The organism is Olsenella sp. Marseille-QA0557 (assembly GCF_965119725.1).
Taxonomy (GTDB): Bacteria; Actinomycetota; Coriobacteriia; order Coriobacteriales; family Atopobiaceae; genus Coprovicinus; species Coprovicinus avistercoris.
Genome location: NZ_CBCPMI010000001.1, coordinates 1,805,657 through 1,819,287 on the forward strand (window position 1 = coordinate 1,805,657; position 13,631 = coordinate 1,819,287).

General features: G+C 47.8%; 11 protein-coding genes. 8 read left to right on the plus strand and 3 right to left on the minus strand.

From position 1 onward, the window contains the following. Positions 1–4 precede the first annotated feature (4 nt). The 7 genes from ACQY6Y_RS08210 to aroQ all read left to right on the plus strand — a co-directional run bounded on the left by ACQY6Y_RS08210 (position 5) and on the right by aroQ (position 8,135). Positions 5–916 (plus strand): prephenate dehydrogenase, encoded by a 912-nt coding sequence (locus ACQY6Y_RS08210; RefSeq protein ID WP_428379852.1) that lies wholly within the window; start codon positions 5–7, stop codon positions 914–916. Next, positions 913–2,028, plus strand: a complete 1,116-nt coding sequence (gene aroB / locus ACQY6Y_RS08215; protein ID WP_428379853.1) for a 3-dehydroquinate synthase — start codon at positions 913–915, stop codon at positions 2,026–2,028. The genes ACQY6Y_RS08210 and aroB overlap by 4 nt, the downstream gene beginning before the upstream one ends. Positions 2,029–2,040: 12 nt before the next feature. Then, entirely contained in the window at positions 2,041–3,342 is a 1,302-nt protein-coding gene (aroA, locus tag ACQY6Y_RS08220; protein ID WP_428379854.1) for a 3-phosphoshikimate 1-carboxyvinyltransferase, read from the plus strand. A 13-nt stretch (positions 3,343–3,355) separates the two neighbouring features. Further along, positions 3,356–4,492 carry a chorismate synthase gene (gene aroC, locus ACQY6Y_RS08225; protein WP_428379855.1) on the plus strand — a complete coding sequence of 379 codons (1,137 nt, stop codon included), beginning with the start codon at positions 3,356–3,358 and terminating at the stop codon, positions 4,490–4,492. Between the two features lie 33 nt (positions 4,493–4,525). After that, positions 4,526–5,674 carry a bifunctional chorismate mutase/prephenate dehydratase gene (locus tag ACQY6Y_RS08230; protein ID WP_428379856.1) on the plus strand — a complete coding sequence of 383 codons (1,149 nt, stop codon included), beginning with the start codon at positions 4,526–4,528 and terminating at the stop codon, positions 5,672–5,674. Beyond that, positions 5,674–6,948 (plus strand): shikimate kinase, encoded by a 1,275-nt coding sequence (locus ACQY6Y_RS08235; RefSeq protein WP_428379857.1) that lies wholly within the window; start codon positions 5,674–5,676, stop codon positions 6,946–6,948. The genes ACQY6Y_RS08230 and ACQY6Y_RS08235 overlap by 1 nt, the downstream gene beginning before the upstream one ends. A 170-nt stretch (positions 6,949–7,118) precedes the next feature. Next, positions 7,119–8,135 (plus strand): type II 3-dehydroquinate dehydratase, encoded by a 1,017-nt coding sequence (aroQ, locus tag ACQY6Y_RS08240; protein ID WP_428379858.1) that lies wholly within the window; start codon positions 7,119–7,121, stop codon positions 8,133–8,135. A 48-nt stretch (positions 8,136–8,183) separates the two neighbouring features. Here aroQ and nrdG read toward each other — a convergent pair whose 3' ends face one another. Continuing rightward, positions 8,184–8,738: an anaerobic ribonucleoside-triphosphate reductase activating protein gene (gene nrdG, locus ACQY6Y_RS08245; RefSeq protein ID WP_428379859.1), complete on the minus strand. Its 555-nt coding sequence runs from the start codon at positions 8,736–8,738 to the stop codon at positions 8,184–8,186. Positions 8,739–8,819: 81 nt separating this feature from the next. Beyond that, the gene (gene nrdD, locus ACQY6Y_RS08250; protein ID WP_428379860.1) at positions 8,820–11,042 is read right to left on the minus strand and encodes an anaerobic ribonucleoside-triphosphate reductase; all 2,223 of its coding nucleotides are present in this window, start codon (positions 11,040–11,042) and stop codon (positions 8,820–8,822) included. A 384-nt stretch (positions 11,043–11,426) separates the two neighbouring features. Here nrdD and trpS point away from each other — a divergent pair, with 384 nt between their 5' ends. Continuing rightward, the gene (trpS, locus tag ACQY6Y_RS08255) at positions 11,427–12,476 is read left to right on the plus strand and encodes a tryptophan--tRNA ligase (RefSeq protein WP_428379861.1); all 1,050 of its coding nucleotides are present in this window, start codon (positions 11,427–11,429) and stop codon (positions 12,474–12,476) included. Between the two features lie 12 nt (positions 12,477–12,488). On the opposite strand, the gene ACQY6Y_RS08260 is transcribed toward trpS, so the two are convergent. After that, positions 12,489–13,616: an aminotransferase gene (locus tag ACQY6Y_RS08260; protein WP_428379862.1), complete on the minus strand. Its 1,128-nt coding sequence runs from the start codon at positions 13,614–13,616 to the stop codon at positions 12,489–12,491. Positions 13,617–13,631 lie beyond the last annotated feature (15 nt).

Below are 13,631 nucleotides of genomic sequence, written 5' to 3' on the forward strand. Positions count from 1 at the left end.
CACTATGTCAGGAGAGGATGAGAAGAACTCATCATCAACTCAAACACCCACTGCAAACACGTCGACCTATGTTCCGGGTCGTGTAGGCATTGTGGGTCTCGGCCTCATGGGCGGATCGTTTGCAAAAGCCTTCGCAAAAGGCGGCCGCGAAGTCTATGCCTGGAATCGAACGCATGCAACCGTAGAGCTTGCAATGGTGGAAACAATCCAAGGTGAACTTACACCAGACGTTGTGCCGACTTGTGAGCTCATTATTCTTTGTGGCTATCCTGAAGTCTGCGTGCAATGGCTTGAGGACATGCAAGACCTCATCTCTCCTCGTGCCATTGCTATTGATACCGCAGGTATTAAACGCAGTATTTGTGACAAATGCTTCGCTATTGCAGCTGATAAACCTTGGACCTTTGTTGGATGTCACCCCATGGCTGGCACGCAATATTCAGGATTTGGTCATGCTCGTGCCAACATGTTTCACAATGCACCCATGGTTGTTGTGCCACCACCAATGGATGATTTCGCTCGTCTTGAAGTGCTTGAGCGACTTAAGAATCTGCTTGCACCATGTGAATTCGGTTCATTTACCCTTGCGACGGCAGATTTTCACGATAGGCAAATTGCCTATACCAGCCAACTTGCGCATGTGGTTTCCAATGCATATGTAAAAAGCCCTGCAGCTCAAGCTCACAAAGGTTTTTCAGCAGGTTCATACAAAGATCTGACACGTGTTGCACGTCTTAACGCACCCATGTGGACAGAACTTTTTCTGGATAACGCCGATTATTTGTCAGCTGAAATCGGTACGCTTGTTACTAACTTATTAGCTTACAAACAGGCTATTGATGAGCGCGACAGCGCACAGTTATGCACCCTACTTGAAGAGGGCGATCGACTCAAAAAGGAGGCCGAACGCCGATGAATACCTCACAGATAACAACGAAGGAAATAGAAGTTCCCACAAGTTCTCGAACATACCAGGTAACCGTTGGCGCAGGGATTCTTGAAGAAATCGGATCGATATGTCGGTCAAGCGTTGGCGGTGATACCTGTTGCGTTATTAGTGATTCAACCGTAGCTCCCCTCTATGCTGAGCGCGTCAGTCGCTCTCTCAAAGAGGCGGGATATCACTGCTTTGAACTTACCTTCCCTGCCGGTGAATCTTCTAAGCGCATTACAACACTTGAGCACTTACTCGAACAGATCGCTCAAGCCCAACTAACGCGCGATGATCTCATTGTTGCTGTCGGAGGCGGCGTAACTGGAGACATGGCTGGCCTTGCCGCAGCTCTTTATCTCCGTGGTATTCAAGTTGTACAAGTCCCCACCTCATTGCTGGCTATGGTCGACTCATCAATAGGCGGCAAAACAGCAGTGGATCTCGCAGCTGGCAAAAATCTTATTGGTGCCTTTTTGCAACCATCTGCTGTTCTTGCTGACGTGCAGTGTCTGAGCACAATTTCACCTGATCTTTTCCGCGATTCATGCGGTGAAGTTATTAAACATGGTGTTATTGCAGATGCTGATCTTTTCTCTCACCTGGAAGCTCATCCGCTTACGCAAGCTTTCTATGACCAAGCAACGCTTGTCTCGGTCATTGCGCGAAATATTGAGATCAAACGAGATGTTGTATCTGCGGATGAAAAAGAGCGTGGACTGCGTCAGACGCTCAACTTTGGTCATACCATTGGACACGCAGTAGAAGCAGCCTCTAACTTCAGCTTAGGTCACGGTACTTGCGTTGCTATTGGCATGTGTTGCATTGCCCGTGCCGCTTATACAAAAGGATGGTGCGAAAGCGATGTGCCCGCACGTCTTGAAGCAGTTGTAGCAGCACATGGGATGCCGATCGACACTGACCTTTCCCATGACCTTATCGTTCAATTTGCCACACATGATAAAAAGCGTCATGGTGATGGGCTTAACGTGATCATTCCTTCACGCATTGGAGAAGTCGAGATTAAGCGTTTATCGCTAGATGAATTTAGAGAACTGGTTACGCTCGGCTGTGGCGTAACACGACATCTTTCATAGAGAAGAGGACCTGTGGAAGCACTTATCAATCCTCAGCCACTTGCAGGAGCAATACCAGCGATTGCATCAAAGTCTATGGCACATCGGTTGCTTATCTGTGCTGCTTTTGCTGACCATACAACCGATATCACGTGCAATACTACCTCTGCGGATATAGATGCCACTGTGCAGTGCCTCAATGCGTTAGGCGCACGCATCACGCGCACACGCGTTGGTTTTAGGGTTCGCCCTCATCGAGAGACATCCTCACTCATTGCCTCTCAAACCACGACACTCAATTGTGGGGAATCGGGCTCTACCCTGCGCTTTATTTTGCCAATAACCTGTGCATTGGGAGTAGACGCGAATATTTTAGGTGCAGGACGGCTTGCGTCTCGCCCGCTTTCTCCGCTCTATGAAGAACTTATAGCAGCCGGAGCTAACCTATCCGAGCAGGGATCCTTCCCTCTTCATGTTTCTGGCAAGATTCGCCCTGGTCGTTTCCAACTACCTGGCAATGTATCTTCTCAGTATCTGAGTGGCCTTCTGCTTGCAGCACCTCTTCTAGAGGGAAAAACTGAAGTGGTAGTAAAAGAGCCTCTTGAGTCACGCTCCTATGTAACACTCACCATTCGTGCGCTTGAAAGTTTTGGTGTACACGTTCACGAAACAAAACAAACAACCAAAGAGGGAACGTTTACAACTTTTACCGTTCCGGCTCATTCGCCTTATACCACTCCAGGACAAGTTTCTGTTGAAGGCGACTGGTCGAATGCGGCGTTCTGGCTCGCCGCAGGATGTCTCGCAGGTCCTGGCGTTTCGGTCACTCAGCTCGATCTTGCAAGTCCCCAGGGCGATCGCACTATCTTGGCTGCGCTTGCACTGTTGGGGGCTCGACTTTCTCGCAAAGGTACGCAAGCTACTGCAGCGCCTGATACGCTCAATGCTTGCTCAATTGATGTAAGCGACTGTCCTGACCTTGTCCCTCCCTTAGCAGCAGTCGCCTGTTTTGCGCAGGGAACCACACATATTACAGGGGCAGAAAGACTTCGTCTTAAAGAATCGGACCGTCTGGAAACAGTTACTGCTGCACTCAATGCTCTTGGTGGTTGTGTTCGCATTGAAAACGACAGTCTTATTATCGAAGGAGTAGATTCACTTAAAGGAGGAACTGTCGACGCGGCAAACGACCATCGCATTGCCATGATGGCAGCTATCGCCGCTATTCGCGCCACATCTCCGGTTCGCATTCTTGATGCAGGATGCGTAGCGAAATCTTATCCTGATTTCTTCAAAGATTACGCCGTACTCGGCGGTAATGTCACTCTTTCTTAGAGAGGACAAGCTTATGGGTTCAAGTATTGGTACAACACTCAAAGTAACCGTTTTTGGCCAATCACATTCGGCTGCCATTGGCTGCGTCATTGAGGGTATTCCTGCGGGCTTCGAACTCGACGAGGAACAGCTTTCGCGCTTTTTAGCACGAAGAGCTCCTGGACAAGGTCCTTGGTCGACAACACGGAAAGAGCCCGATCGTCCACGTATTGTTTCTGGCCTTAATCAAGCGGGAAAAACATGCGGCGCACCCCTTGCCGCTCTGATAGAAAACACCAATACGCGAAGCCAAGACTATGCCAATCTTGCCCGTATTCCCCGCCCTGGTCACGCCGATTGGCCCGCACAAATTAAATGGGAAGGCAACCAAGATGTTGCCGGAGGTGGCCACTTTTCAGGAAGGTTGACAGCACCTTTGTGCATAGCCGGCGGTATTGCGCTACAAATTTTGGCTACTAAGGGCATTCATATTGCTGCACATATCTTACAAATCGAACATGTGAGGGACGTACCTTTTGCAGCTGTTGAAAAAGAAGACCTCGCAGCCAAGACTCTCCAACTTCAAATCGATGAGCTTGCGAATAACAAAGCCTTCCCCACCATTGATGATGCAGCTGGTATCGCCATGCGAGATGCTATTGAAGCTGCCAGAACAGAACGTGATTCTGTAGGCGGCATCATTGAATGTGTGGCCACTGGCGTACCTGCAGGTATTGGTGGACCCATGTTTGATGGTATTGAATCCGTTATTGCACGACTCGTATTCGGTGTACCTGCCGTAAAGGGTCTTGAATTTGGCTGTGGCTTCGCTGCGGCTGGCATGCGTGGCTCCCAACACAACGACCCCTACCGCATGAAGGATGGAAAGATTTGTCCTCAATCCAATCACGCTGGTGGAAATCTGGGAGGCATTACCACCGCTGCACCCATCCTCTTCCGCATGGCAGTAAAGCCGACTTCTTCCATTGGAAAAGAACAGTGTTCTGTAGATATGATCGATAAGGTCGACACTAAGCTTGTTGTTAAAGGTCGTCATGATCCCTGTGTTGTCCCCCGCGCTGTCCCTGTTGCTGAATCGGTTATGGCACTTGCTGTTCTTGATGCTTGGTTATCGTGGCCCCCTGATGGAACGCTTTCACGCTTGCAGTAATTCGTGTACTTCCTTACATGAGAGGAAATAGGTTTGAAGGATATTCGTACGCTTAGAAAAGATATCGACTCCATCGACACCCAGATTCTGGACCTGTTTGCTCAACGCATGGACTGTGTTTCACAGGTTGCCGAATACAAACGTGAACACGGTCTACCTGTCCTCGACAGAACTCGTGAACGAGCAAAACTTGCCGATGTCGCCTCGCGTGCACCAGAAAATCTTGGAAATTCTGCCCAGGTGCTTTTCTCGGTACTCATGGATCTTGCCAAAGCTGACGAAGGTAACCGTATGGGTTCTTCTTCAAAGCTCGTAGAACGTATTAAGCGAGCCCGAAGATCAACTCCCGAGCTTTTTCCTCAAACTGCTCGTGTTGCCTGTCAAGGTGTTGAAGGTGCCTATTCTCAAGTGGCTGCCGATCGCCTCTTCAAGCATCCTGATATTAGCTATGTACGTACGTTTGCCGACGTATTTGAAGCTGTAGAAAACGGGCGCTGCCAGTATGGTGTTGTACCAGTCGAAAACTCTACGGCAGGTTCAGTTAACCAGGTATATGACCTGCTTGCCCGCTATAAATGCCATATTGTGCGAACATTTCGCCTCAAGGTTGACCACTGTTTGTTGGCAAAACCAGGTGCTGAGCTGAGCACGATTCGTGATATTTACAGTCACGAACAGGCCATCAATCAGTGTTCAGATTTTCTGGCAAGCCTCGGCGATTCTGTTCGAGTCCATATTTGTGAGAACACTGCTATGGCTGCACAGATGGTGGCAGAGAGTGATCGTACAGATGTTGCAGCGCTTTCAAGCAGATTTTGCTGTGAGCTTTATGGTCTTAAACAGCTTGCAAGTGGTGTTCAGGACATGGGCAACAATTACACGCGCTTTGCCTGCATATCTAAAGAGCTTCAGATTTTCCCAGGCGCTGAGCGTACCTCTTTAATGATGACAGTTGGTCACAAGCCTGGGTCTCTTTATCGTGTGCTGGGTCGTTTCTTTGCTCTCGATATCAATCTGGTTAAACTTGAGAGCCGCCCCATACCAGAACGAGACTTCGACTTTATGTTCTACTTTGATCTTGAGTGCCCTGTTGCAGCACCAGAGTTTTCTGCGCTTATCAGCTCACTCGATGATGTTTGTGAAGAGTATCGCTATCTCGGCAGTTATTCGGAGAACGTATAATGGCAGACAAAAGCTCCCTTTACGGGTTAATTGGACGAAAACTTGGCCATAGCTGGTCTCGGGAAATCCACGAGCGCCTTGGTAGCTCCCCGTATGAACTTTGGGAGCTTGAGCCCGAAGAAGTCGCGTCTTTTATATGCAAAGGTACGTGGAAGGGAATCAACGTAACTATTCCCTACAAGAAAAATGCAGCTGAACTTGCTGATGAACAATCAGCACGTGTGATGCAGCTTGGAGTTGCCAATACACTCATTCGTCAATCAGATGGCTCTATCTTTGCTGAAAATACTGACGTAACAGGATTTGGCTGGATGCTCGAGCACTTCTTCAAAACTCGATTTGATTTGAGTGCCCGAGATGCCCTTGATTCAAAAGAAGTCCTGGTTCTTGGTACTGGAGGGGCAGCTCAAGCGGTAAGTTGTGCACTCAGTGGCGTTGGAGCTCGGGTTTATTTTATTTCACGGCATGGAGAAGATACCTATGCAACCCTCTTAGAGCGCCATTCCCATGCATCGCTTATCGTTAACACAACACCTGTCGGCATGTATCCAAACTGTCCCGACTCCCCCCTTGATGCAACCGTTCTTTCAGAAATGAATGATCTTTTGGGTGTGCTGGATGTGGTATATAACCCCATTCGTACTGGCTTAATACTCCAAGCTGAACGTCTGAACATTCCCGCCGAAAGTGGACTCTGCATGCTTGTTGCTCAGGCAGTACATGCAAGCGAGCTTTTTCAAGGACGCCAGCTTGATGAAAGCATGATAGAAACCATCGTGCATGATCTTAAAACGCAAACACAGAACATTTCCCTTATTGGTATGCCAGGTTCTGGTAAAACCACTGCAGGTAGACGACTTGCCCGTCTCTTAGGACGACCATTTGTAGACCTTGATGATGCCTGTGCTGTTGCAGCAGGAATGCCTGTAGCAGACTATATTACCGCCCATGGTGAACAGGTATTTCGCAAGCTAGAAACAGAGATTCTTGCAGATTATGGCAAGCGTTCCGGTTTGGTGATTGCTTGCGGTGGCGGCGTTGTTACGCAGCCCCACAACTATGAGCTTCTACGCCAGAATTCTTTTGTTGTCATGCTTGATCGTCCTCTTGAGGAGCTCTCTCTTCAAGGACGTCCTGTTTCCCAAGCAAAAGGCATTGAACAGCTCGCTCATGAACGGATGGATCTCTATCGTTCATGGTCTGACACTATTCTTACGTGTACAGGATCTCCCGATGGCGATGCAAATGCTCTCATGACGCTTATCTCTTCATAAGAAAAGACAAATAATCCAGAAAATATTCGTTTAATCTGCCGACCAGAAGAAATACTCTTACGTTCAGAGGTTTTAGTGAGTTCTGCCTTCATTTCATATGGCAAAGCTAATAAACTCATTACTTTAATTGGGATTATCTCTTATTTGCTCACCCTGTAAAGGATGTTTGGATGAAGGAAGGCGGGATCATGCCTGAGGCCACTATCGCCCGAAATGTCATTGAAGCCGTAGGAGGAGCACATAATGTGCTAGCGAGTACGGTTTGCATGACACGCCTTCGAATGACGTTGCGTAATACTTCTGCAGTTGCAGTCGATAGTCTCACTCAAATTCCTGGCGTTCTCGGTGTTATCGGCCGAGGGGATCGTGGCATTGAAGTGGTGTTTGGCCCTGCAGTTGTTGATGGGGTGTACCAACAGTTTTGTAAACTTGTCGGAAATCGCTCTGAAGAGGTATCGCCTTCGTCCTCTGCAAGTGAAGCTGTAAAGAGCGCTATGCACATCGTCATAAGCCCTGGAAAACAACAAGGCTATGCAACTCAGACAGAACCCCGCAACAACAAATCTGATACGTTCTCTGCCCAACCCGATTCGACTAATGCAACAACGAAAGACCTTCCGGGTGAAGATCTCACCCTTGATGAGCTTTATCAACTTCTTGAATCGGACAATCGTGTTGATCCGAACTCAACACCAGATACGAAGGATGCCACCGTAGTTGCTGCCGATGCTACTGGTCGTCATATTTTGGTGCTCAATGGCCCTAACATTAATATGTTGGGCATCCGAGAACCCAATGTCTATGGCACAGAGACCTATAGCGACCTTGTTCACCTCTGTGAGCGTGCTGCTGCAGAAGCAGGATTTTTGTCCTGCAGTTGTTATCAATCAAACCATGAGGGCGATCTTGTTGACCAAATTCAACAAGCACTTGGCACCTTTGATGCCATTGTTATCAATCCTGCCGCTTATACACATACCTCAGTTGCACTTCTCGACGCTTTAAAAGCAGTAAAAATACCAACCGTGGAAGTACATATTTCTAAAGTTGAAGAACGTGAAGATTTCCGACAGCGCTCATATGTCCGTGCTGCTTGTATCGAAACCATCACAGGTCTTGGCCTGAAGGGATATGTAAAGGCAATCACAGATCTAGCCACCTATTTAGATAAGCATCCAACCTATTAGATTGAATCTCCCAGATATATCGTATGGACTAATGGCAGCTTATTGTATTTAGTCCATACGATGTGTGGCATAAACTTCCTCATCCATCCAAAGAGTGACCTCTCCTGAAGAAAGTGTTGTGGGCACATCTATAAGCCGCTGATTCGAAGAGCCTCTAAATCTTAGAGTTATATCGTAGAGATCTTGGACAAAAGGGCCGTCCACTAAGACATCGAGCACTTCAAGGATGCGATCTGTTGTCTCACCAAGATGCCATGCTCCACCGCGTGTAAGCTGTTCCCATGTGTGACCAGAAAAGAGCCAGATGCTCTTTTTTGCACCAAATTTTTCTCGAACTGATTCAAGAAATTCTACTAGCCCCTCCTGATTTTCCGGCTCCATGGGCTCTCCCCCAAGAATGGTAAGCCCTGTAATATATTCAGGCTCAAGAGAAGTTATTATCTGCGACGCTACCTCATCATCAAACGGCTGTCCCGCATTGAAGTCCCAAGCCTCAGCATTAAAGCAGCCAGGACATCCGAGCCGGCACCCAGACACAAAAAGCGTTGTGCGAACTCCAGGGCCGTTAGCAATATCACAGTATTTAATATTTGCGTAGTTCACAAATGACTCCTTATACAGAGATGGCGGACCTTATAACAAGATCCGCCATCTATTATGTCCTATGCAATCCAACGAATAGGACTAGAGATGCATAACGCGATCGCGTATTTCTTCGGTACGGCCCTGATTCCAGAATTGCGTACCAATGTAACCACAGGTGCGGCGAGCAACATTAAGCTTTGACTGATCGCGATTGCCACAATGCGGGCACTCCCAGACAAGCTTGCCATCCTCTTCGACAATTCTGATCTCGCCATCGTAGCCACACTCTTGGCAATAATCGCTCTTCGTATTGAGCTCGGCATACATGATGTTGTCGTAAATATAGCGAAGCACACTCATAACCGCTTCGAGGTTATCCTGCATATCAGGAACCTCAACATATGAGATGGCACCACCTGGTGAAAGCTGCTGGAACTCACTTTCAAACTTAAGCTTAGTAAAGGCATCAATGGGCTCACGTACATTCACGTGATAGCTGTTAGTAATGTAACCATGATCAGTTACATCCTTGATAATGCCAAATCGACGCTGCAGGCACTTAGCAAATTTGTAGGTAGTTGACTCCAGCGGCGTACCATAGAGCGAATAGTCGATGTTCTCAGCCGTCTTCCACTCGGTGCACTTATCATTCATGCGCTGCATAACAGCGAGTGCAAAAGGAGTTGCTTCGGGATCGGTGTGAGAGTGACCAGTCATAAAACGGCAGCACTCATACAGACCCGCATAGCCAAGGCTAATGGTGGAGTAACCACCATACAGCAGCGGATCGATAGGAGCGCCCTTAGGCAAGCGCGCTAAAGCACCATACTGCCAAAGGATAGGTGCTGCGTCAGAAAGTGTGCCCTTCAGACGCTCATGACGGCAGCGCAGGGCTTTATGGCACAGCTCAAGACGCTCGTCAAAAATCTCCCAGAAACGGTCCATGTCGCCGCCGGAAGACAGAGCAACATCAGGCAAGTTTATGGTAACAACTCCCTGGTTAAAGCGACCATAGTACTTTGGCTTATTCGGCTCATAGTTGCCGGCATTGGCGATATTATCAAAGCCATTACCAGAACGGTCTGGCGTGAGGAAGCTACGGCAACCCATGCAGGTATAGCAATCGCCTTCACCGGGTTTTTCGCCCTTTGACAGCTTAAGTTCACGCATCTTCTTCTCAGAGATGTAATCCGGCACCATGCGCTTAGCAGTGCACTTTGCAGCCAACTGGGTGAGATAGTAATACGGAGAATCTGGATCGATATTATCGGGCTCGAGCACGTAGATCAGCTTCGGGAATGCAGGAGTGATCCAGACACCAGACTCATTCTTAACGCCCTCATAACGCTGGCGAAGTGTCTCTTCGATAATGAGTGCCAAATCGCGCTTCGTACGTTCATCGGTAGCTTCGCCCAAATACATAAAGACTGTTACAAATGGAGCCTGTCCATTTGTAGTCATAAGCGTGACAACCTGATACTGAATCGTTTGTACGCCACGACGAATTTCTTCACGAAGCCTTTTTTCAACGATCTCGTTGAGCTTATCCATTGCGGGCTCAATGCCAAGCTCATTCATCTCATTGATTACCTGGCGACGAATCTTCTTACGGCTAATCTCAACAAAGGGAGCAAGGTGCGTAAGGGAAATGGACTGACCGCCATACTGGTTAGAAGCAACCTGAGCGATAATCTGCGTAGCAATATTGCAGGCCGTTGAGAAGCTATGTGGCTTCTCGATAAGGGTACCTGAGATAACCGTGCCATTCTGAAGCATGTCATCAAGGTTTACCAAATCGCAGTTATGCATATGCTGGGCAAAATAGTCGGCATCATGGAAATGGATAATACCCTCGTTATGAGCCTGCACCACATCATCAGGCAGCAGCATACGCATGGTAAGATCCTTGGAAATCTCGCCTGCCATATAGTCGCGCTGTACTGAGTTAACGGTGGGGTTCTTATTGGAATTCTCTTGCTTAACATCCTCATTGTTGCACTCAATAAGCGAGAGGATCTTGTCATCAGTTGTGTTCTTCTGGCGCTTGAGGCTCTGAACGTAACGATAGATGATGTACTTGCGAGCAACCTCAAAACGACCCAGTGCCATGATTTCATCCTCAACCATGTCCTGAATCTCTTCTACCGTAACGGTATGTCCAGCTGCTTCACAACGATCCTGAACGTTCTCGGAGGCATATACGACCTGACGCTCTGTCAGACGCTCATCAAAAGGCACTTCTTTGTTGGCAGCACGAATAGCATTTGAAATCTTAGAGAGATCAAAGCTCACTTCGGAACCATTGCGTTTAATGATCTTCATAGGATTATTCCTCTACTCGTTAAAGACGTTCTACATCTCATAAGATCGGAGACGCATGACATATAGTAGCGCATTGCATGGACAAATATAGCAGAATGCCCCATCAGTTGTGTGTAATTTTGTAAACGGTACTATATCTTGTGCTTCTTTTATCCTGCACGAATAAAGAATGCGCAGGTAGAAGAGATGCAAATTGTGGTTCAGAAGCCCGTTGAAACACAATAGGTTGTATATAAACAGAATACGTGGATTGTTTGAAGTTCCCAACAGCAACAAGAACCACACACTTATCAAAGCGTATACCCATCGGCTGCGTTACCATAAGACCTTGCGACTACATAACGCAAAAGCGTGAACATAAACACAGATACCAGGAGGAGTCATATGCCTAACGAGGGAAGCTACGAGGCGGCACAAAGAAAAAGTGATGAGGTTCATGCCGACCTCAGCAAGCACCCCGAGAATTACACCATGCTTACAGGCGACAGGCCAACAGGCCGCCTACATCTTGGCCATTACTTTGGCACGCTGGTAGACCGTGTGCGGTTGCAGAACATGGGAATTCACACCAACATTGTTATTGCCGATTACCAGGTCATAACTGATCGCGATACCACAGAGCACATCCGCGATAACGTTTACAACATGGTCGTAGATTATTTAGCCTGCGGCATTGATCCATCTAAAACCATGATCTTTACCCATTCGGCAATTCCTGAGCTTAACCAACTCATGCTGCCGTTTCTTTCGCTTGTTACCGAAGCAGAAATGGAGCGCAATCCAACTGTTAAGGCAGAGCAGCAAGCATCGGGCCATGCTCTAACAGGACTATTACTTACCTATCCAGTCCACCAGGCCTGTGACATTTTATTCTGCAAGGGCAATATCGTGCCAGTTGGTCGTGACCAACTCCCCCATATTGAAATAACTGACAAAATCGCCCGTCGCTTCAATGAACGCTATGCCCCTGTCTTCCCCGAGCCAGTAGGACTTCTCACCTCAACACCTCTGATGCCTGGTTTAGACGGCCGCAAAATGAGCAAATCTTACGGAAACGCCATTTCACTCTCAATGACAGCAGAAGAAACTGCAAGGCTCATCAAAAAGTCGCGCAGCGATTCCGAGCGCACCATTACCTTTGACCCTGAGAACCGTCCTGAGATTTCTGGACTTCTTTCCACAGCGGCAATTTGCACTGGTCGCGATGCAACAGAAATCGCTGACGAAATTGGCGACGGTGGCGCAGGACAGCTCAAGCGCTACGTCACCGAAGTAGTTAACGATTACTTTGCCCCGATTCGAGCACGCCGAGAAGAAATTGCTCAGGATATGGATTATGTTGCCAACGTAATTCACGAGGGCAATCAGCAAGCACGCCAAATTGCTTCAGCTACCCTCGAACAGGTCCGTGAAGCAATGGGCATGACGTATTAAGTCACGTTCTGATTAGTCGAGTTCTGATAAGGCCTCACCCAGCAGTGTGAGGCCTTTTTCTAAGACCTCAGACCGTGCGCAATACCCCAAACGAGCGCCACAAGGGAGCTCAAAACGACTTCCGGGCACCAAAAGAACACCACGCTTGTGTAAAAGATCAAGACAGAAAGTTTCGTCATCAAGGTTATTAGGCAAATCAAAACGAACGTATGAGGTTGAAACTCCCTTTGGCACCGTCCAATGAACACGCGGTTGTTGGGCAACCCATTGTTCTACAATCGCACGATTCTTTTGCATGATGGCGGAATTACGCGCAAGAACACGATCACGATGAGCAAGAACATAGGTTGCCAAGCAATCGTTAATGGCACCGCCGGAAATCATGGTGTAATCACGAAGGATACGAATTGTTTGAGAAATCTCATCATTAGCAATGACCCAGCCGATGCGTGCTGCAGGCAGAGAATATGTTTTTGATACCGAGTTGGTAACAATGCCACGATCGTAAACATCAATCACAGAAACAAAATCATCAGTATCTTCAAGTGGAAGATACACTTCATCGCTTAAAACATAGGCACCAACCGATGAAGCTATTTCAACAATCGCCTTAATTTCTTCAGCAGAAAGCACCGTGCCAATAGGATTGGAGGCATTATTTATACAGATGAGACGCGTATTTGGACGTATAAGGCGTTCAAGTTCCTCTATGTCAGGGTGCCATCCAAGCTCTTCATGAATCTGCCAATACTCAACCTCAGCTCCAAGAGCCCGGGGTATCTCATAGAGCGGAGCATAGGTAGGCCACTCAGCAATAACATGATCGCCTGGACGGACTACTGCCATAAGTGCATTGAGATTCGCGCCGGTACATCCATTTGTTTGTAAAATCCGGTTTGGTGCAATATCAGTTGTATAAAGACTTGCCACTTGCTCTTTAAAAGCAGGTGACCCTTCGATCCATCCATAATTGAGCTTCTCAGCAGCAATAGCATCACGAAGTGTTGCTCCGCCTTCTCCGTCCAGCGCCTGAAGCTCTTCAAACGTAAGAGAAGCAATGGTGGATTGAGCAATATCAACGCGCGCACTGCGCTCCCATACATTAAGCCAATCTTCTACGCCTATAACGGGCATATCCATAACAACCTCCAGGTG

What these genes read in the sequence shown, in the direction of transcription:
- ACQY6Y_RS08210 (WP_428379852.1), top strand. Translation starts at nt 5, where the DNA reads ATGTCAGGAGAGGATGAGAAGAACTCATCATCAACTCAAACACCCACT.
- aroB (WP_428379853.1), top strand. Translation starts at nt 913, where the DNA reads ATGAATACCTCACAGATAACAACGAAGGAAATAGAAGTTCCCACAAGT.
- aroC (WP_428379855.1), top strand. Translation starts at nt 3,356, where the DNA reads ATGGGTTCAAGTATTGGTACAACACTCAAAGTAACCGTTTTTGGCCAA.
- ACQY6Y_RS08235 (WP_428379857.1), top strand. Translation starts at nt 5,674, where the DNA reads ATGGCAGACAAAAGCTCCCTTTACGGGTTAATTGGACGAAAACTTGGC.
- aroQ (WP_428379858.1), top strand. Translation starts at nt 7,119, where the DNA reads ATGAAGGAAGGCGGGATCATGCCTGAGGCCACTATCGCCCGAAATGTC.
- nrdD (WP_428379860.1), bottom strand. Translation starts at nt 11,042, where the DNA reads ATGAAGATCATTAAACGCAATGGTTCCGAAGTGAGCTTTGATCTCTCT.
- trpS (WP_428379861.1), top strand. Translation starts at nt 11,427, where the DNA reads ATGCCTAACGAGGGAAGCTACGAGGCGGCACAAAGAAAAAGTGATGAG.
- ACQY6Y_RS08260 (WP_428379862.1), bottom strand. Translation starts at nt 13,616, where the DNA reads ATGGATATGCCCGTTATAGGCGTAGAAGATTGGCTTAATGTATGGGAG.